We start from the raw sequence: 23,334 nt of genomic DNA, 5'->3' as shown, positions 1-23,334 counted from the left end.
GTGAGTTCACGAATCAATATGCCAAGGAATCTGTCATCTGCAGCCCTTCCCCATTATTCAGGAGCCATATCGGCTTCCAGGGGGATGTGGACCATGTCTGTCCTGCTGCTGCCCCTTCTGATTTGGGGTATTCTCGTTTTTGGTTTTTACAGTCTTGCGGTGGTCACCCTTGCGGTTCTCAGTTCCCTTTCCGGGGAGCTGTTGGGGATGCTCTTCACCCGCAAATCGGATTTCAGTGTTCAGCTGTACATGGATGAATTGGGCAATGGCAGTGCAGTTCTATCCGGTCTTCTTCTGGGGCTGATTCTCCCGGTTACTGTGAGTCCCTTCATTCCCATAATTGCAGGAATTTTCGGCATGGTGGTGGTGAAATGGAGTTTCGGGGGGCTGGGTGCCAACTGGCTGAATCCCGCTCTGGCCGGAACCCTGTTCGCCGGGCTAAGCTGGCCGGGGGGCATGCAGTCCCGGGACTGGAGTACTTCGCTCATTCCGGGATTGAATTGGAACCCCGGGACAAGCCGCCTTACGGATATGGCCAGGATTAAGATGAACCTGATGAACGACGGTGCGGCCCGGGTATTCCGGCCGATGGAAATGATCGACAGAGAATTCACCACCGCAGACAGTCTTATCTCCCGCTTCCTTAATGAGCAAATTCTTCTGTCAGGGGGGACCAAACTTCCCGACGGATATATTGATTATATTTTGGGATTCAAGCTGGAGGGGATCGGACAGACATCCATTCTTCTGATTCTCCTGGTTTCGGTGTTTTTGTTTGCCCGGGGAATTATTTCCTGGCAGATTCCCACGGGAGGCGTTCTGGCTCTCAGCGGCTTAACCGCGGTATTTTCCGGTGTGAACTGGGGCAGCAGCCTTTTCACCGGAGATGTATTGTTTGCATTAAGCAGCGGCGGATTTCTGTTTATTCTTTTTTTCATGGCAACCGACCCGGTAACCACACCCTACACATCCGGAGGGAAACTGCTCTTCGGAGTGGGAGTGGGGGTGTTGGTCTTCCTCTTCCGGGAATTTTCCCTGCTTCCTGACGGTTCAGTGCTGGCGGTTCTTATTATGAACATGTTCAGCCCGGCGATTATTATTTTTACCCGGCCCAAACCGTTCGGTTTCGAGAAAAGGGGCAGGAAATGACCAGAAAAAACGGATATGCCATTCTTCAGTTTTCTCTCCTGATTCTGTTCTCCGCCATGCTGATCCTGCTGATTCTGTTGTTAAGCAATGGAGTGAGAGAAGACACCCTTCTACGATATGAGCGGCAGGCATTGGACACATTGAACCTCAGCGGACGGATTGTTGAAATACGCGAACTGCCCCAGGGCCCTGCGAGGAGAATATATGTAAGCTCAGACGGGGAGCAGGTGCTTCTTATGGAGCAGGATACCGGCCTTTCCCGGCTTCGGATTCTGGTTCATCTGGATGTCCGGGGAGAGTACGCCGCCCACCGTCTGGTGCACATACATAACCCCCTGGAGGGATGGTATATGGGCAACGGGCACATGTGGAATCATGGAGATAACCCTTTTGCATCCCGGCCCCCAGACCCCCAGTGGGCCCAACGGCTGCGGGGGATTATCCGTGAAGCAGGGGAGCTTGCCTTATGAAACATTTTTTTCAGCATCTCTATCGGTCAAACACGCTGTTGTGCACCGTTGCGGGAATCGGACCGATCCTGCTTCTTTCCTCAAGACTTATCTATTCATTGAGTATCAGCATGGTACTTTTGATCTATGCTTCGCTGCTTTTGCTCATGAATCTGATTATTCAAAATCTTTTCGATGAGCGTCTCTGGTATTCAGCAAGAATTCTTACCGCTGCAGTCTGGATAAGCATTATCGATATTCTCATGGGGAGTTTCTTTCCCCTGCTCAGATCAGACCTGGGGATTCTTCTTCCCATGATTCTGGTCATGAATCAGGGGCTCATGTTTCTGCTGCCCGGAGAGGTGAAATGGCCCGGCGGGAAGTCCCCAAGGACGGAAGACCGGGAGGTCGGTGCCTTGTTTGCGGGCCTTTTCGGATATATTCTGCTGCTGAATTTCATTGCGTTGCTCCGGGAACTCATCAGTTTCGGTTCGTTGAATATGCGGCTTCGTCCCTGGGATCCTGAGCTCCTGCAGACCCCCGGGCCGTTCATGCTGTTTTCCACCGTGTTCGGCGCATTGCTGCTTCTGGCGTATATCAGGTCTGCCATTGAATCAGGGAGGGAAGAATGAACACCGCATCCCTTGTGTTTATATTTACGGTAAGTCTCAATGTTTTTGTCCTGTACCTGGCAGGTATGGCTGAGATTCTCGGCAGCCCGGTGGGTGGACGGAGCATGATCCGGGACAGTCTGAAGCGCCACTGGCTGTATAAAGGCGGATATCTGCTGTTGTGGGGTGTCATAGCCATCCTTATTCAGCGATTGTGCATACTTCTGCCCCGGGGCGAAGCGCTTTTCATCAGCTTTTTTGCACTGGCCTATCTTATTTTCCGGTCGCTTTTTATTCTCATCCTCTCGAAAATTCGGGGGTTGGAGCACCGGGAAATTATCGTAAAGGCGGTTGACAGACTCTTCCGTGATCCTGTACTTCTCATACCCGTACTGGTAATCGGCTACTCCAGGCTCACCGTGTATCAGAGTCTGATTGTGGTTGCATCCGCCTGGGCCGGTCTGGGAATTTCCCTGCTGCTGTTTGTCTCCATCCGGGTCAAAGTTGATCTTGAAGAGGGCAGACCCCGGCTAAAGGGCAGTAATATGATGATTCTTTCGGCTGCGTTGATGGCCATGCTGCTTATTGCGTTGGATCAGGCGTTTTTTATCCGCTTCATGCCATAATTTTCAGTTCAGATGTTGAGAGAACGTCTGTGTGCGAGTACAATTTAGAATTATAGGATAACCGTTCAACGGTACACGTTTATCATGAATCAAACCCAGGTCATTTTCGGAAGTGCACATTCTCCTCCCCTCGGTCTCCTCACAGATGAAATGGAAAATCTGTATCAGAGCTATTACCGACCTCTTCTGAAAGTACTTTATGCCCATCCCCGGGTGCGCATGGTGCTCTATTTCTCCGGAAGCCTTCTTGAATGGATAGAGGAGCAGCACAGCGAATTTATTGATGTCATCGGCGAGATGGTCAAACGTCGACAGCTGGAGTTGATCGGCGGCGGGTATTACGCACCGGTGTTCGGGCTTATTCCTAAACAGGACCGGATTGGTCAGATTGAACTGCTTACCACCTACCTTCGGCGAAATTTCGGCCGCCGACCCAGAGGCTGCTGGGTTACCGAGCAGATTTGGGAACCGGTAATGCCCTCCAGTTTTAAGTCCGCCGGAATGGATTTTGTGTTTCTGGATGAATACCATTTCTGGAAAGCAGGTTTTGAGGAGCGGGATTTCAATACTCCATGCATTACAGAGGATCAGGGTAAAACCATGGTGGTTTTTCCCATCTCCCACGATGTCAGACAGAATTTCTGGAGTATGAGTCCCGATCAAATCCAGAAAAAAATCGAATCGGTTCAGGCTGACCGTGAAGATCAGGTGCTCACCATGATTCACGGAATACATCAGGATGCGGAAGACGGTACCCTTGACCCCCGGCTGATTGAAGAGCATATGGAAAAAATTTTGGGACGGCTGGATTCTATGGTTCAGGAAAAAAAACTTGAGACCCTGCTTCCCGCCAAATATCTCCGGAAAAACCGCAGGAGATCCCGGGGTTACTTTCCCGCAACATCTTTCGATGAAATGCTGGCATACGGTTCCATCAGTGCATTGGAGCGCTATCTTCGCCGGAAAGGCACCATTACCTCGGGTGTGGGGCGCACCGGGTATTATTACGGAAGCATTTTTCGCCAGAATCTGGGGCGCTATTCGGAAGTCAATCTGATGTACGCCAAAATGCAGTTTGTGCAAAGCTTAACAGCCCAGATTCGGGGAGATAAATACCGCAAACAGGCAGCCCGGGAAGAACTCTGGCACGGACAGACCCATATGCCGTTCTGGCATGGGGAAAGGGGCGGTGTCTATTTCAATAACTACCGCAAGGAAATTTATTCTTCCCTGATCCGCTCGGAGTTGATGACCAGGGAAAAGGGAATTTTTGCTCCGTCGGTTACCAACTACGACTTCGACATGGACGGCATAGATGAATACCTGTATCAGGGAAATTTCATTAATGCATATGTCCATACCCAGGGCGGGATCCTGTTTGAACTGGATTATCTCAGCTCTCCATGGAATTATCTTGATAATATGGGCCGGTACCCTGAAGTGTATCACGGTCCCGTGCAGGAAGCCCGGGGCTATGACAACTATCCGCGCCGCAGTTTTGTGGACCATTTTCTGAACGAGGAAACGGGAATTCATGAGTTTGAACAAATGAGTTTTGAGGATTCCGGGAGTTTTATTTCCGACGCCTATGAGGTTATGGGCAACGGCAGTGCTCTGAAAAAGAAAACTGAGCTTACCCTCAGCTGTGAAGGGAACATCCACGTTGAGCATGAGCCCATTCCCATGAAGCTTGAAAAAACATACCACTTCGACAAAAAATCCGTTGTGGTGAAATACCGAATAGAAAACGTATCTGACCAGAAAGCTCTGCAGTATTTTGCTCCCGAATTGAATCTCAGCTTTATATCTAATGACGTGCAGTACCTGCGTCTCTATTCAAAGCTGAACAAAAGCAAAAAAGTGGAAATCGGTCCCTCCCTTTTAGATATTGAAACTTCCACAGGGTTTATTTTTGAAGATCTCTTCAACAAGGTAAAGATTGATATGGACTTTTCCCAGGATGTTCCCTGCTGGAGCATTCCCCAGATTACCGAGCACCTGGACAGAGAGCGCTGGCGGGAAATTTATCAGGCTTCCACAATAATTCCCCGATGGAAGCTGGATCTCGAACCCGGCCAGGCCATGGAATGCGAGATCAGTCTTTCCTTCTCACCTCTCCCCAGACGCTGAAAGAGATAGTCGCTGACAGGGCCAGACGCCGACAATGCCAGACGCTGACAATGCCGGACGCCGACAATGCCAGACGCTGACAGGGGAATATTCCTTTCCTGAACCTTCCTCAATATAGGCATCTACTCCGCTATTGTAGTGGAATTCGTGTGAATGTATGAATCAGTTCAGGAAAGTTCTCCCAGGATGTGGTCCATCCAGGGGGTAATGGTGCTGTAATTGTCTTCCTGAAGCAAAAGAAACTGAAGAAAGGCATCCTGAATTCTGCCCAGAAAGTAGAGGCTCTGGGCGTAATAGTATCGGGTCCTGAAACCCAGCTCGCCGGGGGGGGAGAGGCTGAGAAGCCGCTCCAGTTGTCTCCGGGCAATATCGTAGTTTTCCAGGGCAAAGCTCCCCTGAACAATTTCTGCCAGAACCCGGTCCCGGTCTGCAGTTTCGAGAAGATTACGTTCCGAAGGGAGAATATCCGGCAGAACCTCAGGCTCCCTGTCCAGTGTTATGGGATCCAAAAGGGCGGCGACGGCATTCCGGGAATCTTCGCCGATGGTTGTGGGAGAAGGGATTTCTTCCCCCGAAGGAGGAAGTCTGTCGCCGCTGACCACTGAGGTGTTCAGCATGAGAATGGGGAGTGTCTCACCCGACCCCTGTCTGAGGGAGGTGAATCCCGTTCCAAGGGGCAGCTCCACGGATTCGGTCGTGGTGTTCTGCCCTGGTATAAGGATTTCTTCAGCTTCGGCGCTTGAAAAATCATCAATCACGGCATAAAAATACGGAATTCCCGGCAAAACAAAATCACTGTAGGACTCCTGACCCGGAGGCAGTTCGCCTACTTTAACCGCCGACTCCAAATCTCTGGAATTCAGGATCTCAGATGTGCTTCTGAATAGACTGATATTTCCGTAATTGCCAACCACATCATAGCTGATCTGAATTGAAGCGTCGGAAGGGGACGCTTTAATGGCAGCAATACCTGGGGCACGCGATTCTTCAGCGAACGAATTGATCACCGTTGCAAGCACGGTCTTGTTCTGAAAGGGGATTAAAAGAGGGATTTCATTTTCGTTTTCGTCCAGGGTGAGCAGGGCGTAGTGGTAGCCGCCGTTTTCCCTCAGTTCGTCCACATAGGATTGGGCACCCTCGGGAATATCGGCCAGAGGTGTTGCCCGATTCAGGTTCTCCGGAAAGATTTCATCTTCGCTCCGGTACAGGCGGTATACCTCATTCTCCAATTCCGGAACATCTATCCAGGTTATCCGGACCTTATTGCCTGCAACGGCGGTTCGAAAGCGGCTCACATAGGGAGTAAACACCTCTGCCTGTGTAAAATCCTCCTCCTGGAGTTCCTGGGAATGGACTGCAGCCCCGGGTATTGCAGAGGAGGTGAGAACGAGGGTGAGAATAATCAATTTTTCTGCGACGGCGTTTGCACTTTTCATTGCTTCTGTTACAATAATCGGCAATTTCCCTGTTGTCTATATATCTATCTCCGGCTTTATACCCGGTTTACCAAGGAAATTCCATATATATTATAATGTAAGAGAGGAATACATGCTTGAAGAACTTCAAACGCCCATAAAAGAGCTGCAGAGCTTAATCTATGACACATGGAGGTCTCTTTGACTCGGATGCGCTGAAAGAGGAAGTGGCCCGGCTTGAAGGACAAACCTCCGATCCTGAGTTCTGGAACGATAGAACCCGGGCTGAAAAGATCATGACCCAAATCAAACAGATGCGGGACAGGTGGGAGCCCTGGGAGGAGATGACCGGGCAGATCGATGACCTGCTGGATCTTTTTGAAATGGCCAAGGCTGAAGGGGATGACTCACTGGAAGATGATATCCGGGGCACTCTGAAGGAGCTGGAGAACCGCTACGATAAACTGCGGGTTCTTGAACTTCTTTCCGACCAGCATGATCCCTCCAGCTGCTACCTTACCATCCATTCGGGTGCCGGAGGCACCGAGGCCTGTGATTGGGTGAGCATGCTTTTAAGAATGTACAGCCGATGGATAGAATCCCGGGGCTATAAAGCCCAGACCCTGGATCTTCAGGAGGCCGAAGGAGGCATTAAGTCCGTTACCCTTGAGGTGGACGGAGCTTACGCCTACGGATATCTGAAAAGTGAAACCGGGGTTCACCGGCTTGTGAGAATATCCCCATTCGATTCTTCCGGGAGACGTCATACATCCTTTGCATCGGTATATGCGTCCCCGGTGATTGATGATGAAATTGATGTGGATGTTTCCCCGGATGATATTCGAGTGGACACCTACCGTGCCGGTGGCGCCGGAGGCCAGCATGTGAACAAGACCGATTCGGCGGTGCGGATTACTCACTTGGAGACCGGCATCGTCGTCCAGTGTCAGAATGAACGGAGTCAGCACAAGAACAAGGACCGGGCAATGAAAATGCTCAAGTCCCGTCTGTATGATTATTACAAAGCGAAACAGGAAGAAGAAAAACAGGAGAATGCCGCGGAAAAGCTGGATATTTCCTGGGGATCCCAGATTCGCTCCTATGTTTTTCAGCCCTATACCATGGTGAAGGATGCCAGGACCAAAACGGAAACCGGCAACATTCAGGCCGTCATGGACGGCGGCATAGATGCTTTTATCGAATCCTATTTGAAAATGAAATGGGATGAGAGTCAGTAAATACCGGAGGCCGGTGAAATGAATGTGCTTGTAGTTGATGATTTGCCCTTTATGCGCATGCTTATGACCCAGGCGGTTGAGGAAGCGGGATTTCAGGTCTCCAGGCAGGCGGTGAACGGCAGGCAGGCTGTGAGATTGTTCAAAGAGAATCCGGAACTGCTTACGCTCATGGATATTAACATGCCCGTGATGGATGGCATGAAAGCCCTGGAAAAAATGCTCCATATAAACCCCCGGGGAAGCATTATTATGTGCAGCACCATAGATCAACGGGATTTAATACTCAGGGCTCTGAATATGGGAGCCCTTGATTATATTGTAAAGCCGTTTACATCCGAACGGGTTGCAGATGCCCTCAGTCGGGCCCGCCGTCGGGCGGGGCGCGGAGGAGTATGATCCCCATTTTCCGACGATATCTGCAGATTTTCCTCCTCATAGCTCTTTTCCCCCTGCCCCTCCACGCCCGGGGGGCCGGTGAAGATGCCGCGGGAGATGAGGGAGCACATTCCGCTGGGCAGCAGCTGGATGCGGAATATTCCAAAGCCTGGAAGGTGGGGGTGCTCCCCTTTATTTCTGACGACAGTGACGTTCTGCGAAGTATTCCTCTGGCTAAAAGCCTCCCAGAAGCGATTGTGGAAGCCCTTGCATATATCAGGTTCCGGACGCTCAGCGCCTCAGAACGTGAAGGATATTCAAATGTGGTTCGGGAAGCTCTCCAGGAGCGGGATGAGGAAGGGAACATCATCGGCCTACCCGAAATTCTTCCTCCCGAGAGGCGTGAGCTGGAAGTCGAAAACATCACCGGGTTGTCAACAAGCTACTACCGCAACTATGCCCGGGGGCTCCGGGCGTATCTTGCAGGGGAAGGAACCTTTCATCCCCGTCTGCTTGAAGATATGTCCCGACAGTCCGATGTGGACCTATTTATCGGCGGGCATGTGCAGATTCAGGACGGCTACGCGTTTGTGGATATTGTGATTTTCAGCCCCTATATTCCTTCTCCGGCCTCAGCGGTTCTGGCATCCCGGCTGTTCAGCATTAGAAGCATAGAAGCTCTGGATTCAATTAAGCAGTATATCTCCCGGGAGATCGGCGGCGATTTGTATAACGCCCCGTTTGCCTCCATGGAAATCAGTCTTCCAAAGGTCCGGACCGACGGAATTTCAGCAGAACCAGCCGTCTCTTCGGAAACAGATGTTGCTCCGGAAACAGGGGATGCGCCGAGAATAGGGGGTGAAGCGGAATCAGGGACTGCGCCGAGAATAGAGGGTGAAGCGGAAACAGGGACTGGGTCCGAATCCGCCGAGCCTGCCACGGCAGCCCTCTCCGAAAATACCCCGGAAGGAGGTCCGCCACAACCACCGGAAACGAATACCGGAGAGAACCCAAGCATGGATCGATACCGGGTCTACATCGATGGGGAATATCGGGGCACGGCTCCTGCGCTTCTTTCCGTACTGGAGCCGGGGCTCAGGAGAGTACAGATATACCTGGCTGACCGGATGGTTGTGGACAGAAAGGTTCAGCTCAACGGGGGAGAAACCGCCGGGATCACCCTGCCGCCTCCCCGGGAGCCCCAGGGACGTCTGGCCCTCCATACGGTTCCCGCCGGACTGCAGGTGTTCGACGGAAGCAGCCGCCTCGGGGTTACGCCCCTGCTTCTGGATCTGGAGCAGGAAACCCGGTATCTTCAAATCAGGGGAGAAGAGATCCAGAATTCCTATCTCCTTCTGGAACCGGATGTGGGCAGAATGCTCAAACTCCGTCTGCCGCCGGACAGCGTGGACTGGAAGCTCCAGATGCAGAGGGACCGCCGCCAGTTTTACGGGGCCCTTGGAATGACTCTGATCTCCGGAATTACGTCTCTCATTTCCCAGGGAGTGAACCTTAATCTCAGTGCCGCGGATTTTCTGAGCTGGCCGGCGGAGGAGCAGGATATTCACCGGGTGAAAATATACAGTGCCAGGACCGTCACGTTCACCGCTCTGAGCATCGCCGTGCTGAGCTCTGTACACAGTATTGATCAACTCATACAGTATCTGCAGACCGCAGAGCAGGCCCGGGGAGTACTTGATTATTGATCCAGCCAAAAAATGGGGGACCCGTACAAATTGAGTGCGAAAGGTCTTGGCAAATTTCAAAATCGCTGATTTTTGAAATTGCCTCACCAGATAGTATTATAGACGGGTACTGATTTCTCAGAGCTTCATTATAAGGATATTGGAAGGCAGCATGTTTAAACATTTCAGAAAGAAGAAGAAACTCACAAGCCGTATCGGGCGGCTTTTTCAAAAGGGGCCTGACACCCAGGGGTTCTACGAAGAGCTGGAAGATGCCCTCATAGAAGCTGATATTAAAGCTTCCATTGCCATGGACATTTCCGATGAACTGCGAAATTCCTCACAGGCGGGAAAAATCTCCTCTCCCGAGGAATTGCGGATTTTTGTCAGGGATGTTATCAGCCGTATGATTCTTACCGTAGATCTTGATCCCCGGCAGGAAGATAACGTCATATATCTGGTGCTGGGGGTAAACGGGGTGGGGAAAACAACTTCCATGGCCAAACTGGCCCGCCGCTGGCTGGATGCCGGGCGAAACGTCAGTTTTGCAGCCGGAGATACGTTCCGAGCAGCTGCGGTTGAGCAGTTGGGGGTGCACGCCCAGCGTCTGGGGGTGAAAATTTTCCAGCAGGGCCAGGGCGCCGATCCTTCCGCGGTAATTTTCGACGGTCTGGAAAGCATTAAAGCCAAAGGCGAGGGAATACTCCTTGCGGACACCGCTGGGAGAATGCATAACAAAAGTCAGCTGGTAAAGGAATTACAGAAAATTGACCGGGTAATCCGCAGCAAGGTGGATGACCCATCCTATAGACGGATTCTGGTTATCGATGCAACCACCGGACAGAACGGTATTCAGCAGGCGGAAGTGTTCCATGAGGCCGTGGGAATAGACGGCATAATTCTCAGTAAGTATGATTCACGGGCACGGGGAGGTCTTGCTCTGAGTATCAGCAGAACATTGGGAATTCCTTTTGCTTATATGGGTACCGGTGAACGCTATGAAGATATACGCCCAATGGACGCCGATGCCCTGGTTGACAGCATTATGTCGGCAATTGAAGGGTAGTCCGGTCATGAAGAATCCCTTCCCGGCGGCTCTGAAATGGGCATGCTGTTTACTGTTGTTGTTCACAGCCCAGCCAGTTTTGTGGGGGCAGCAGGATTCCCTTCCCGGCTCTCCCAGGGGGCAGGAACCTGCCCGGCAAGAGGAATCGGACCGGGCCCCTTCTGCGGACCGGGAATCCCCTGCGGACCGGGCTCCTTCCGCGGACCGGGAATCCCCTGCGGACCGGGAAGCAGAGCCTGTTTCTGTCGAACTGCCGCACAGCTACGCGTATCTTCCCGAAGATATGGGGGCCTTGGACCTGATTATCGGGGATCTTTCTCGGGGATATGTGGAGAGCCTGTATTCGGCCTCCAGGAGATGGATTCCTGGGGATAATCTGCGTTCCCCGCGGGTACAGACCATGAGCACCGTACTTCCCCCCGCCGCTCCCACCCCTGAAACGGGAGGTGAGGCGGAGTACCTCATGCTGATTCAGGAGTGGGATCTGGATGAGCTTCCCGGCCCCTTAAGAAGCAAGTCCGCATCGCTGTTCACCGGTTATCGGCTGAGATTGGAACATCTATATTTGTTGTCCGGAGATGGGGAGGACGGAGAGAGATATCTGGGCACCCGGCTGAAGCTGCACGGTATTGAGCGGGCATTTGAGGACAGCTCCGGATCCGGGGGAGACCCACATCTCCTTCCCGGCGCACCTCTGTTATCCTGGCCGGGCATTCACCCCTCCAAGACACAGGGAGCTGTCAATGCTGCCTCCGAAGTCCGGGGTTCTGTAACCGAGACCCTGCTTCTGCTGGAACTTCATTACAACTCCACGGGTAATATCAGTCTGTTCATTGAGAATCTATACGATAGGTCATTGGGCTTTTTATCCCAGACCCGATGGGAGAACGGCCGGATCCGGGAGTTTTCCTACGCCCGGGACGGTGACCGGGGGTTCAGAGAGATAATTCGGGATGAACAGCGGGATATTCTCAGTCTGCGCCGCTATGATGACGGGGGGAGAATTGAATTCAAAAACTCCCCTGAATCCAGGGTCGAGATGCGATACAGCGCGGACGGAGGGCGTAGGGAAGAAGAGCAATTCCCCGGCGGCGGAAGGGAAATCAGGCGCTACCGGGATGACAATCTTCTGGAATCTTCCCGGCGTGAGTATCCCGACGGCAGGGTTGAAGAGCGCAGTTTCAGCTATAATGATCAGGGTGATATACTGATGGAGCGTTATGAGGGACCTCTTGGCGTTCTGGAAACCAGCTACAGTTACCGGGAAGGACGTTTGGCTGAAGTGGTGAGTACCAGGGACGGCAAAATATTCCGGAAGCTTGAGTACGAGGGGAATGAAGTGTTGGAAACCCGGTATATCCGGGGGGAGGCGGTTCTCAGGGTTGTGTATGAGGGGGAGCGGCGCATATATGAGGAAGAACTTGTGAATGGTGAGGTGGTGCGACGTCGGGAATACGGTCAATCAGCGGCTGGAGGTAGTGAATGAATAGATTTTCAAGGCAGAATAGCGCCAGGGTAAGGACCTTTAGGCGTCTTGAATGGATTTTGTTCATCGCCCGGCGGCTTCTCCGGAGCAGGCGGAAATCCCGAAGTTCGGTAACCGCATCCCTTTCGGTTCTCGGTCTGGCAATGGGTGTGTTAACCATGATCACCGTCATCTCTGTTATGAATGGTTTTCAAATGAACACCATAGAGGATCTCATAGAGTTGAACAGTTTCCATATCAGAATTCCCATGGGAGCGGCCAACGAATCCGGGGATGAGGCCGTTGTTTCCAAACTGCCGACCACCCGGGAGCTGGAAGATATTCGGGGTGTTTCACTGGCCTTTCCTATTATTGAGACTCAGGCTCTGGTACAAGGCTATTTTAGCGGCACCCAGTCCATTGTTCTTAAGGGTATCGATCCTGAGCTTATTGCCCGTGACGGGGAGTTCGCCCGGCGGCTGAAGCTTGAGCGGGGTACACAGATTCCGGAAGACTCAATTATTCTGGGACGGGAATTGTCCCGTTTTCTGGGTGTGCAGCGGGGAGACTATATTCAACTTACCGGCCTGGGGGGAGATTCCATATCCCTGCGTGAACCGGTGAGCATTGAGCTGCGTGTGGCAGATACATTCGAAAGCGGATATTATGAATTCGACCGGAACTGGGGGTTTATCAGTCTGGATACCGCCAGAGAGCGTTTTCAGGCGGGGTACCGAATGGAATTGGCGGTGAAAATTGATAACCGCTTTGAAGATATTCTTGTAATGCAGCGGATACGCTCCCGCTTCCCATCTCTGGGCGAAAAATCCATTACCAGCTGGAGGGAGTTCAACCGGAGTATTTTCGGTGCTCTGAGAGTGGAGAAAACCATGATGTTTTTCCTGGTGGGCCTCATTTTCCTGGTTGTGGGGGTGAATATCTTTCAGGGACTGCGCCGCTCGGTGCATGAACGGATGGAAGATATCGCCGTTTTGAAGGTGATGGGAGCATCCGACAATGATGTGAGGAGCATTTTTGTAGTTGAGGGGGTGCTTATCGGATTATTGGGAACCCTGATCGGCCTAAGTGCCGGCATCCTTATTTCTGCCAACATAAACGGGATCTTTTCCGCCGTTGAATCCGCGGTGGTATTTTTGAGCCGACAGACGAATTTCAGCATTTTTTCCCCCAGCTATTTTTATCTGGAACAGGTGCCGGTGAGCATTATTCCCGGTGAGCTGCTGGGGATATCTCTGCTGTCCTTTTCCGCAGCCATGGTCTCCGCCCTGGCTGCATCCAGAAGAGTATCCAGCCTGAAGCCCAGAGAGGTGCTGAACGATGAGTGATGTTCTTGCAAACAGTCAATTTGAGCAAGCGGGGAACAACGAGGAGCAAAACGAGATGAACGGCCATGCATACCTGAGTGTTGAAGGTTTGGAAAAACGCTACGGCAACGGCAATGAAGGCATTACCATCCTGGATGATTTGAGTATGGAATGTTCCCGGGGTGAAATCACCATTATTACCGGAGAAAGCGGCTCGGGCAAAACCACCCTTCTGAATATTCTGGGCGGACTGGACAGCGCTGACCGGGGAACTGTGACCGTGGAGGACATTCGGGTGAGCTCCCTGAAAGAACAGCAGCTTTTTGCCTACCGTCAGAAAAAGCTGGGCTTTATTTTCCAGTTCCACCATCTACTCAGGGACTTTTCGGCTTTGGAGAACACCATTCTTCCGGCTCTGATTGCCGGAGAGAAGCGCCAGGATGCGGAAGCCAGGGGCCGGGAGCTTCTTTCCCGGGTCGGGTTGGGCGAGCGGCTGGATAATCTTCCCCACCAGCTATCCGGAGGAGAGCGGCAGCGGGTGGCCATTACCAGGGCTCTGATTAATAATCCTGCCCTCATATTGGCCGACGAACCCACCGGAAGCCTGGACGAGGAGCGAAGCCGAGAGGTTGAAGATGTCCTCTTCGAGTTGGTTCGCAGCCGGAACGGAACAATGATCATTGTAACCCACGATCAGCGTCTTGCTGCAAGGGGAGACCGATCCCTTCATCTCACCAAGGGGAGGCTTCAGCAGTGAATTCATCGGGCAATGACCTACAGGGTCTGTCGGGCGGCAGGGGGAGTCTGAGCTTCCTCTCGTCCATAACCCTTCGCTTTCTCTTCGGTTCCGGGGGCTTCCGCGGGGGAAAATCCCGGCGGGGCAGCAGTTTCCGCAGGGTCCGTGGAGGAGTTATCGGCATAACTCTCAGTCTGATACCTTTAGTGGTGGTATTCGTCGTGGCAAACGGAATGATCAGCGGAATTACTGCCAGGTATCTGGAAACCGGCAGCTATCACATTCAGCTGGTATCCCGGGGTCGGGCGGGAGCAGAGGCATCGGCAACACAGGTGCAAAAGGCTCTGGAATATCCCCAGGTGATTGGTGCATACCGTGAAGTACAGGGACTGGGACTCCTTGCCGGAGGCAAGGGGCACAACGGAGTGCAGATCAGAGGGGTCGATCCTCAGCTATATGCGAAGGACCGGGGGTTCCGCCGCTACATGGAAGTAAACTCAGGTGAGTTTAATCTGGAGGAGCGCCGATCCATAGTTATCGGACAGAATGTTGCAGCAACCCTTGATCTTGAAACAGGTGATCGGGTGAGGGTTATTACCGCCCGCAGTGACAGTTCCCGGGGGCTGTTGCCCAAGGTGAGCAGCTTCACGGTTACCGGCATTGTTTCCAGCGGGTATCGGGAGCTGGATGCACTCTGGGTTTTCATGAACAGTGAGGACGCCATGTCGGTCATCCCCCCGGGTGAAGCCCGGGAAATCATTGGAATTAAGGTGAGCGATCCGTTTTCCCTGGATCCCCAGGCCGGAAACCTCAGTTTCATCGATCTTCCCGGCAGTGGTATTGCAGAGAACCAGGGGGAAACGCCATTCATTTACCGCTTCCGGCAGGGGTTGGATACCGACTGGCGGCTGTATACCTGGTTTGATCTGGAACGCAGCCAGTATATGAGTTTTATTACCACCAGAAACCTGCTTCTGTTTATTATGGTACTGATTGTTTTAGTTGCCGCTGTGAATATTAGTGCGGCTATGATTATGCTGGTGCTGGAGAAACAGGAGGAAATTGCCGTTCTGAAAGCCATGGGAATGAGGAATTCCCAGCTGATGACGGTCTTTGTTGCTGCCGGGGGAATCACCGGTTCCATCGGTACGGTTCTGGGGCTTACACTGGGAAGCATCGCGGCGTATAATGTGAACGGCATTGTCAGAATACTTGAATTTATTGTAAATGCAGTGGGATTCCTGAAAACCCGGCTTATTTCTCCCAGGGATGTATATATTCCTTTCGAGCTGTTTAATCCGGATTTCTATCTGAGCAGTATCCCGGTGCACCTGCATCCTGCGGATGTTCTCTGGATGGCCGCAGTTTCTATTCTGCTGAGCATTATAATGTCTCTTCTTCCCGCCCGCAGGGCCGTTCGGCTGGATCCGATTTCCCTTCTGCACCGGCATTGAGTTTCCCGGAAATTCACCGGGGAATTGGTACATTACCAAGGAGCAGCTATGTCAATTTCTGACGATAAAAATCGTATTACCCCTGAAGATCCCGCCGGCAGCCCGGGCGGTGAATCTGCCTCCCCGCAGATTTGCGAGATTTGTTCCAGCGATGAGCAAATTCTGGTTCTTCAGCAAATGCTCGGCACCAGGGAGAGAAGGGTTCATATATGTGCCAACTGCGCGGCGATTCTGGGAATCGAGCGGCCGGAAAGCGGAATCCGCCCCCAGACCGGTGATTTGCTTGCTGCAGTGCTGGATCCGGGGGGGGTGGGTCCCCGGGACAGCAGGGTGTGTGAATCCTGCGGAATCAGTTACGCAGAGATCCGGAGACAGGGAGTTGCGGGGTGCGCCCGCTGCTACGATGAATTCAAGAGCGAGATAACAACCCTTCTGCGCCGGGTGACCACCCGCAACAGTCACCGGGGCAAACTTCCCCGGCGGTTGTGGAGGGTGAAAAGCCTGCTGATTGAAAAACCCGAGCTTGAACTTGAGCTTCAGCGGGCCTTGGTTCAGGAGAACTATGAACTGGCAGCCAGGCTTCGATCCAGAATAGCCGAGCTTGCAGGGGATCAACTTGACGGGGAGGCGGGAAATGGCAATACCTGATAATTGGTCCGCCGTTCTGGCAGATCTTCCCCGGTGGATGAGCAGCGGCGGAGCGGAGGATGATGTGGTGCTTCTCTCCCGAATGTCCCTGAACCGAAATGCCGAGGAGTTTTTGTTTCCCCAGCGTATGGACAGTTCTTCCCTTCTTCCTCTGCTGTCGGGCTGCGATGAAGCTGTGCGAAAGATGTACACCCAATCACGCTCATATGAGCTGGGTGCTTCGGACGCACACAGCATGGCGCTTTTGAGAGAAGAACTCTGCCTTCCCGATCCATGGGCTCCCAGCCGGCCCGGGCAACGGCTCTACCGGGATCAATCGGGTGACCGGGCATTTTTTGTCAACGGTGAGGACCATTTTTCTCTGCTCAGTTTCATGCCCGGTTTTCAACCGAACGAACAATACGGTCAATTGGAGCAAATGGATGATATTCTGGAGCAGCGCTTCAGCTACGCGGTCTCCATGGATCTGGGGTATCTGAGAAGCAGAATCGACCGGGTGGGAAACGGAATAGAGGCGGATATCCTGCTTCATTTACCGGCTTTATCCCGGTTCGGAAATTTCAGTGAAGTGTTGGCACATGCCCAGAGAGAAGGAATGCAGCTCAGCTCCTTCGGTTCCCAGGGCGATTCCAGCCTGGGGCAGGTCTATCAACTGAGCTGCAGAGGGGTTCTGGGCGATAATGAGGCGGAAACACTGGAAAAGCTTGCTCTAGTGGTGGTAGAATTCATACATTATGAGAGGGAGGCCCGCAAATCCCTTGAGGAAAGCGGGACCCTCGAATTTGTAGATGTACTGTGGAGGGATTATGCCGTTCTGCGGCATAGCAGGCTGCTGGGACTCAGAGAGAGTTTTGAGCTTTTGAGCCGTCTGTCCCTGGGACAATCCCTGGGGATCCTGCCCGGAGACAGAGCGGTGAGCAGGGCGTTGTTTTTTCTGACGCAGCCTGCCCACATCCGCCTAGTTTCAGGCTCTGAAGGGGAAGGGGATGAGTCAAAACAGACGGTGGATGAATTTGCCCGGCAGCGGGCCGATATCTTTCGCCTTGGTCTTTCTTCCTGAATCCCTGAATAATTCCGCTTCAGTAACCGAGTATGTAAAAAAGGCCGTGCAATGTATGGCAAGGAGTATTCATGTTTAAGGGTCTTACGCAACGAGCGCAAAAAATATTAACCATTCTCGCCCAGGATGAAGCCAAGAGGTTCCATTCGGACCAGCTTCTTCCGGAGCATATAATGATCGCGATTCTGAAAGAGGGAGGCGGCCTTGCATACAAGGCCCTCCTGAAAGCAATGGTTGATCCTGCCAGGATGCAGGTGGAACTGGAAAAAAACCTTCCCCGCAAACGGGGCGGGTTCATTTTGGGCGATGTACCTCCAAGCCCCCGGGGAAAGAAGGTTTTGGAAGATTCCGCCGAGGAAGCGCGGCAGCTGGGTCATGAATTCATCGGTACAGAACATTTGCTCCTGGCCTGTTCCAAGGAAGGGGAGACCAGAACCTTTCTGGATGAGCAGCAGTTGAGTGTTGAAAATCTGCGGGATATAGTTATGGATCTTGCTGGTTACAGCAAAAGTTCCTCAGGCTCTTCGGAATCCGTTTCATCCCAGCCCGCCGGCGGGAGTGAACGAAAGCGCAGCGGGGGCCAGCAGAAGAAGACCACTCCCAATCTGGATGAGTTCGCCCGGGATCTTACCGCAATGGCCAAATCCGGGGAACTGGATCCGGTAGTGGGACGGGTGAGGGAAATTGACCGGGTTATCCAGATCCTTGCCCGCCGGAATAAAAACAATCCCGTCCTCATCGGTGAACCGGGGGTTGGAAAGACGGCAATAGTTGAAGGACTCACCCAGAAAATTAATGACGGCAGCGCTCCGGATGTGCTCCTGGATAAACGGGTTATGACCCTGGACCTTGCGGCGGTAATTGCAGGTACCAAGTACCGGGGTGAATTTGAAGAGCGATTGAAGCGAATCATGAAAGAGATTGCCCAGGCAGCCAATATTATTCTGTTTATTGATGAACTCCATACAATTATCGGAGCAGGAGGAGCGGAAGGGGCGATAGATGCTTCGAACATGCTGAAACCCGCCCTGTCCCGGGGGGAAATTCAGTGTATCGGCGCAACCACACTCAACGAATATAAAAAATATATTGAAAAAGACGCTGCTCTTGAGCGCCGCTTTCAAACAGTGATGGTAGATGAGCCCGATATTGGGCATACCATAGAAATTCTCAACGGGGTGAAGGACTGCTATGAAGATTTTCATAATGTTTCCTATACCCCAGGAGCTGTTGAAATAGCCGCAACCCTGGCCCACCGCTATATAACCGAGCGCTTTCTCCCGGATAAAGCCATAGACCTCATTGATGAAGCGGGTGCCCGGAAACGGATAAAGCATTCGGTTCGCCCGGATGAAATTCAGGAGCTTGAGAAAGAGATCGAGCGTTTGAACGATGAGAAAAGCAATCTGGTCATGTCCCAGAATTATGAACGGGCTGCGGCGGTACGGGATGAAGTGAGACATCTGAAATCCCGGGTGGAAGATATCAGACAGAATTGGAAAATCACACTGAAAACCGAAGCGAAGGTTGTGGATTCAGAAGATATTCAGAAGGTGATATCGGATATCACCGGTATTCCCATTACCCGTCTGGCGGAAAGCGAAAGTCAGAAACTGCTCAGCATTGAAGATGAACTGCACCGCAGCGTGATTGGCCAGGATGATGCCATTAAGGTGATATCTTCAGCCATCCGCAGAAGCCGTACGGGTCTTTCAAGTCCCAACCGGCCCATGGGTTCCTTCATTTTTCTCGGACCCACCGGGGTGGGGAAATCCTTGCTGGCAAAAACTCTGGCAGAGTTTCTCTTTGGTAATTCCGATGCTCTGGTTCGTATCGACATGTCAGACTTCATGGAAAAACATAACGTGAGCCGGCTTGTGGGATCTCCTCCGGGCTACGTGGGCTATGAAGAAGGGGGGCTGCTTACCGAAAAAATCCGCCGTAAACCCTATGCCGTGGTTCTCTTCGACGAAATTGAAAAGGCCCATCCTGATGTGTTTAATCTCCTTCTTCAAATGCTTGAGGAGGGTGAGCTTCAGGATAACCTGGGGCATAAAGTGAACTTTCGAAACACTGTTATTATTATGACCAGCAATGCCGGCGCCCGTGAAATCACCCGTGACGGTGCCGTGGGTTTTAAAACCCAGGAAGGAATTCTGGATTACCGGGAAATCCGTTCCAGTGCCATGAATGAACTCAAGCGTCTGTTCAGGCCGGAATTTATTAACCGTGTGGATGAAACCGTGGTTTTTCATAGTCTGAGCCGGGAGCAGGTAATGAATATCCTGGATATTCAGCTTGGAGAAGTACAGCAGCGTATGGCCGAGAAGGAAATGGTTCTTGAAGTTGTGAAGAGCGCCAAGGATTATCTGGCTGAAAAGGGCTACGACGCGAAATTCGGTGCCCGGCCTCTGCGTAGAATTATTCAACGGGAAATTGAAGATCCCCTGGCAATGGAAATTATCCGGGGCAAGTACGGATCTGGAAGTCATGTGGTTGTGGGAATGCGGAAAGGTGAAATCTCATTCTCGGAAAAATCCGATAAGAATTCCGGATCCTCCAACAGCTCCAAAGCAAAGCCTGTTACAGCCGGGAGCAGTAATAGCAGTAACTGAACCGGCTATTCCTGAAATGGATCTACAATTAGAACAAGAACCGGACGCCCTGTGCTTCCGGTTCTTTTTTTAATTTTCCACCAAAGTGATGCTGGAGAGGTCTTTATGAATAGTTGCCAAGTTCCAGAAAAGTTGAGATCATCTCTTCCAATCCCCGGGCCCGGACAGCATTAATAAGGTAAACCTCCTCACCATAGAGACCTTTTAAAATAATGCGCCCCTTTCCTTCGGTGCTGATACTCTCCAGTGCCTGGAGAAGGTCCCTGCCCACCGGAATATATATGCGTTCCAGTCTGTACGCCGGATCTATGAGTTGTTCCCGGTATTCCGCCTCCGGGAGGGTGAAGAGAAATGAGCCCGCAAGTTCAATATCTCCGCCGTAAAGTCCGAACGGCCGTTCTTCCGTTCCGCCGACCTTCTGGAGAACCAGGTAGAGGCTGAGTCCCACCCCGGGCCGCTGTTGAATTTCCAGATACGCAGGAATTTGTCGGCTGTGTCTCTGATTTTCCAGACTCAGATAGGTGATTCCCATTTCATCCTGCTGCTGAATGATGTTGCTGCCCTCCAGAAGTCTGCCCGAGCTCCGTCCGATGCTGGATGGATCGAAAACCGTACCGTCCTGAATTGATTTTTCCATGACATCTTCGTCTTCATCGAACCGTTGCCGTTCTTGAGACGATGCTTCCTGGGGCTCTGCCGGGGCACGGGACTGAGGCTCTTCGGGGGCTGGCAGGCGTTCACCTCCATCCCGGGGTGATGATGGTCCTGCTTCCGATGATGCCCCTGTCTGGGGGCTGAACAGGGAGCTGGCAAAATCCGCTTCTTCAAGGGCCTGGCTGAGACGCTCAATTTCTTCACGGCTTTTTTCATATTCACGGCGCAGTTTTTCAAGCTCTCCCGAATTGCTGCGGGCCTCGTTTTCAAGGGCTGCAACGGCTTCGGGTAGATTCTCACTATTTTGGCTTTGGGTGATCTCCTGAATCCGTGTCAGAATCCCTTCCAGCCTCTGTATCTCCTGTCTCAGATCATTCCGCTCGTTTCGTACCCTGGTCAGTTCATTTTCCAGACGAAGGGTCTGTTCCTGAAGCCCTTTCCGGGAGTCGGGGCCCCCTGCGCAGGAGCCGAAGATCAGGGAGAGTATTAGAATTGCCCCTATTTGTTTTGCAATATTTCCTTCCTGTTTTGTAATCCTTCTTCCGGATGCCCGGAAGTGCATTCCCCGTATGTTCTGCAGGAAGATATTTCCCCCAGGTCTGCGTCTGTTCATCCCCGCAAGGATCGTAGTATCTGTCATGTTTCCCCCGCTATGAGAATCGGCATTCGGGCTTCCCCGCTTAAGGCTACTTCTCCAGCACCAGTTGATATGATATGATACCGAATTATGGGACGGGGAACAAAAACTACGAAAAAAACTGCGGCACAATCTTCCGCATATGATGAAAGCAAAATTAAAACCCTCAGCTCGCTTGAACATATCCGTCTACGCAGCGGAATGTACATTGGCCGGCTGGGCGACGGTTCCAATCAGGATGACGGTATTTATATCCTGCTTAAGGAAGTGATTGACAATTCGGTGGACGAATACATCATGGGCCACGGCTCCACCATCGATATCACCATCCAGGGAAACCGGCTGAGTGTACGGGATTACGGACGGGGCATACCTCTGGGCAAAATCGTCGAATGTGTGTCGGTGATCAACACCGGCGCCAAGTACAACACAGAGGTGTTCCAGTTCTCGGTGGGACTGAACGGTGTGGGCACCAAGGCGGTGAATGCACTGAGTGAAGATTTTATGGTTCAGGCGTTCAGGGATGGGAAGTATGCCCGGGCGGATTTCTCCCGGGGAAATCAGAAGGATGAAAAGAAGGGAAAAACTCAGGAGAGGACCGGGACGCTGATCAGTTTCGTACCGGACCCGGAGATATTTCCCGAATACCGCTTCAATCTTGAATTCATCGAGGAGCGGCTGTGGAATTATGCCTATTTGAACTCCGGACTGACCCTCAGGCTCAAAGTACTGGATGAGAACGGCAGGACCATCAGCGCAGAGGAACATGAAAGCTCGGGACTGAAGAAAAACGGCTGGCAGGTATTCCATTCCGAAAAAGGTCTTCAGGATCTTCTTGAGCGGGAAGTGGGGGATGAACTTCTCTACGACATCAGCTACTACAAGGCACAGCATCTGGAGTTCGCGTTCACCCACGGACAGAGCTACGGAGAGACCCACTGGAGTTTCGTAAACGGCCAGTTCACCTCTGACGGAGGGACCCATCTTTCGGCATTCCGGGAAGGCCTTCTCAAGGGGGTTAATGATTTTTATCAGAAATCATATTCCGGAGTTGATGTTCGGGAGGGGATTGTAGCTTCCGTGGCGGTCAAACTGGAATCTCCGGTATTCGAAAGTCAGACGAAGAATAAACTGGGAAATACGGAAATCCGCAGCTGGATTGTACAGGAAACACGGGAGGCGGTTGCAGACTTCCTTCATAAAAACAAGACAGCTGCCAAACGAATTCAAGACAAGATTATTCACAACGAGAAGCTTCGAAAGGAGCTGAATGTTGTCCGGAAAGAAGCCAAGGAAGCGGCAAAAAAAATCGCCCTGAAAATCCCCAATCTCAAGGATTGCAAATATCATCTGGGAGATAAAAAACGGGGTGAAGAAAGCACCATATTTATTACCGAAGGTAAGTCTGCCTCCGGATCCATGGTGGGTTGCCGTGACGTGTACACCCAGGCCATCTTCTCCCTTCGGGGAAAAATCCAGAATATGTTCGGCAGGAGCCAGGCAGCCATTTATAAAAACGAAGAGCTGTACAATATGATGATGGCTTTGGGTATCGAAAACGGAATTGAAGGGCTCCGTTATTCCAGGATTGTGATCTCCACTGACGCCGACCACGACGGATTTCATATCCGGAATCTGCTTCTCACATTTTTCCTCAGCTTCTTCGAGGATTTGGTGGTGCAGGAGAGGGTGTATATTCTGGAAACGCCTCTTTTCCGGGTGAGAAACAAACAGGAAACCCGCTATTGCTATAATTTGAAAGAACGGGATGAGGCGCTGAAAGCGATCCGAAACCCTGAAGTTACCCGGTTTAAGGGGTTGGGGGAAATCAGTCCCAACGAGTTCGGCCAGTTTATCGGGGAAGATATACGGCTCTTGAAGGTAAACATTAGAACCATTAAGGGGCTTCATGACACCATGGACTTTTACATGGGGAAAAACACCCCCGAACGGAAATCGTACATCATGCAGAATCTCCTGGATGTGAGCGACTGAG

The 23,334-nt window shown here is 52.0% G+C and carries 19 protein-coding genes; 17 read left to right on the top strand and 2 right to left on the bottom strand.

Annotation, left to right across the window (positions count from 1 at the left end; translation table 11 throughout):
* From AC52PS_RS08655 to AC52PS_RS08635, 5 genes are all read left to right on the top strand, one after another.
* Entirely contained in the window at window positions 1-1,149 is a 1,149-nt protein-coding gene (locus AC52PS_RS08655; RefSeq protein WP_495562659.1) for an RnfABCDGE type electron transport complex subunit D, read from the top strand.
* Window positions 1,146-1,619, top strand: a complete 474-nt coding sequence (locus AC52PS_RS08650) for a hypothetical protein (protein ID WP_495562658.1) — start codon at window positions 1,146-1,148, stop codon at window positions 1,617-1,619. Before AC52PS_RS08655 ends, AC52PS_RS08650 begins: the two co-directional genes overlap by 4 nt.
* A complete protein-coding gene (locus tag AC52PS_RS08645) occupies window positions 1,616-2,230 on the top strand; it encodes an Rnf-Nqr domain containing protein (protein WP_495562657.1) in 615 nt (204 codons plus the stop codon). The genes AC52PS_RS08650 and AC52PS_RS08645 overlap by 4 nt, the downstream gene beginning before the upstream one ends.
* Window positions 2,227-2,835 (top strand): hypothetical protein, encoded by a 609-nt coding sequence (locus AC52PS_RS08640; protein ID WP_495562656.1) that lies wholly within the window; start codon window positions 2,227-2,229, stop codon window positions 2,833-2,835. The genes AC52PS_RS08645 and AC52PS_RS08640 overlap by 4 nt, the downstream gene beginning before the upstream one ends.
* A gap of 84 nt (window positions 2,836-2,919) precedes the next feature.
* Window positions 2,920-4,965 carry an alpha-amylase/4-alpha-glucanotransferase domain-containing protein gene (locus tag AC52PS_RS08635; RefSeq protein WP_495562655.1) on the top strand — a complete coding sequence of 682 codons (2,046 nt, stop codon included), beginning with the start codon at window positions 2,920-2,922 and terminating at the stop codon, window positions 4,963-4,965.
* Between the two features lie 167 nt (window positions 4,966-5,132).
* Here AC52PS_RS08635 and AC52PS_RS08630 read toward each other — a convergent pair whose 3' ends face one another.
* Entirely contained in the window at window positions 5,133-6,401 is a 1,269-nt protein-coding gene (locus AC52PS_RS08630) for a tetratricopeptide repeat protein (protein WP_495562654.1), read from the bottom strand.
* Window positions 6,402-6,513: 112 nt separating this feature from the next.
* Between AC52PS_RS08630 and prfB the strand changes: the two genes are divergently transcribed.
* From prfB to AC52PS_RS08575, 11 genes are all read left to right on the top strand, one after another.
* Window positions 6,514-7,618, top strand: a protein-coding gene (gene prfB / locus AC52PS_RS08625) for a peptide chain release factor 2 (RefSeq protein ID WP_495562653.1) whose coding sequence is annotated in 2 segments (ribosomal slippage) — window positions 6,514-6,573 and window positions 6,575-7,618 — 1,104 coding nt in all. Because the reading frame shifts where the segments join, the coding sequence is not laid out codon by codon here.
* Between the two features lie 18 nt (window positions 7,619-7,636).
* Window positions 7,637-8,014, top strand: a complete 378-nt coding sequence (locus AC52PS_RS08620) for a response regulator (protein ID WP_495562652.1) — start codon at window positions 7,637-7,639, stop codon at window positions 8,012-8,014.
* Complete coding sequence (locus AC52PS_RS08615) at window positions 8,011-9,699, top strand: PEGA domain-containing protein (RefSeq protein ID WP_495562651.1); 1,689 nt, start codon at window positions 8,011-8,013, stop codon at window positions 9,697-9,699. The genes AC52PS_RS08620 and AC52PS_RS08615 overlap by 4 nt, the downstream gene beginning before the upstream one ends.
* A 151-nt stretch (window positions 9,700-9,850) precedes the next feature.
* The gene (gene ftsY / locus AC52PS_RS08610) at window positions 9,851-10,744 is read left to right on the top strand and encodes a signal recognition particle-docking protein FtsY (RefSeq protein ID WP_495562650.1); all 894 of its coding nucleotides are present in this window, start codon (window positions 9,851-9,853) and stop codon (window positions 10,742-10,744) included.
* Window positions 10,745-10,751: 7 nt separating this feature from the next.
* A complete protein-coding gene (locus AC52PS_RS08605) occupies window positions 10,752-12,230 on the top strand; it encodes a hypothetical protein (RefSeq protein ID WP_495562649.1) in 1,479 nt (492 codons plus the stop codon).
* Window positions 12,227-13,555, top strand: a complete 1,329-nt coding sequence (locus tag AC52PS_RS08600; RefSeq protein WP_495562648.1) for an FtsX-like permease family protein — start codon at window positions 12,227-12,229, stop codon at window positions 13,553-13,555. The genes AC52PS_RS08605 and AC52PS_RS08600 overlap by 4 nt, the downstream gene beginning before the upstream one ends.
* The gene (locus AC52PS_RS08595) at window positions 13,548-14,291 is read left to right on the top strand and encodes an ABC transporter ATP-binding protein (protein WP_495562647.1); all 744 of its coding nucleotides are present in this window, start codon (window positions 13,548-13,550) and stop codon (window positions 14,289-14,291) included. Before AC52PS_RS08600 ends, AC52PS_RS08595 begins: the two co-directional genes overlap by 8 nt.
* On the top strand, window positions 14,288-15,724 hold the full coding sequence (locus tag AC52PS_RS08590; RefSeq protein ID WP_495562646.1) for an ABC transporter permease: 1,437 nt from the start codon (window positions 14,288-14,290) through the stop codon (window positions 15,722-15,724). The genes AC52PS_RS08595 and AC52PS_RS08590 overlap by 4 nt, the downstream gene beginning before the upstream one ends.
* Before the next feature lie 48 nt (window positions 15,725-15,772).
* On the top strand, window positions 15,773-16,372 hold the full coding sequence (locus AC52PS_RS08585; protein WP_495562645.1) for a hypothetical protein: 600 nt from the start codon (window positions 15,773-15,775) through the stop codon (window positions 16,370-16,372).
* Complete coding sequence (locus AC52PS_RS08580) at window positions 16,359-17,432, top strand: hypothetical protein (protein WP_495562644.1); 1,074 nt, start codon at window positions 16,359-16,361, stop codon at window positions 17,430-17,432. The genes AC52PS_RS08585 and AC52PS_RS08580 overlap by 14 nt, the downstream gene beginning before the upstream one ends.
* Window positions 17,433-17,503: 71 nt before the next feature.
* Window positions 17,504-20,047: an ATP-dependent Clp protease ATP-binding subunit gene (locus AC52PS_RS08575; RefSeq protein WP_495562643.1), complete on the top strand. Its 2,544-nt coding sequence runs from the start codon at window positions 17,504-17,506 to the stop codon at window positions 20,045-20,047.
* A gap of 103 nt (window positions 20,048-20,150) precedes the next feature.
* Here AC52PS_RS08575 and AC52PS_RS08570 read toward each other — a convergent pair whose 3' ends face one another.
* Window positions 20,151-21,341, bottom strand: coding sequence for a hypothetical protein (locus AC52PS_RS08570; RefSeq protein WP_495562642.1), 1,191 nt, complete (start codon window positions 21,339-21,341; stop codon window positions 20,151-20,153).
* An 87-nt stretch (window positions 21,342-21,428) separates the two neighbouring features.
* Between AC52PS_RS08570 and AC52PS_RS08565 the strand changes: the two genes are divergently transcribed.
* Complete coding sequence (locus tag AC52PS_RS08565) at window positions 21,429-23,333, top strand: toprim domain-containing protein (protein WP_495562641.1); 1,905 nt, start codon at window positions 21,429-21,431, stop codon at window positions 23,331-23,333.
* Window position 23,334 lies beyond the last annotated feature (1 nt).

Source organism: Salinispira sp. (genome assembly GCF_059431795.1).
The sequence above is the reverse complement of the archived record's forward strand: the minus strand, read 5'-3'. Positions and strand labels throughout refer to the sequence as shown.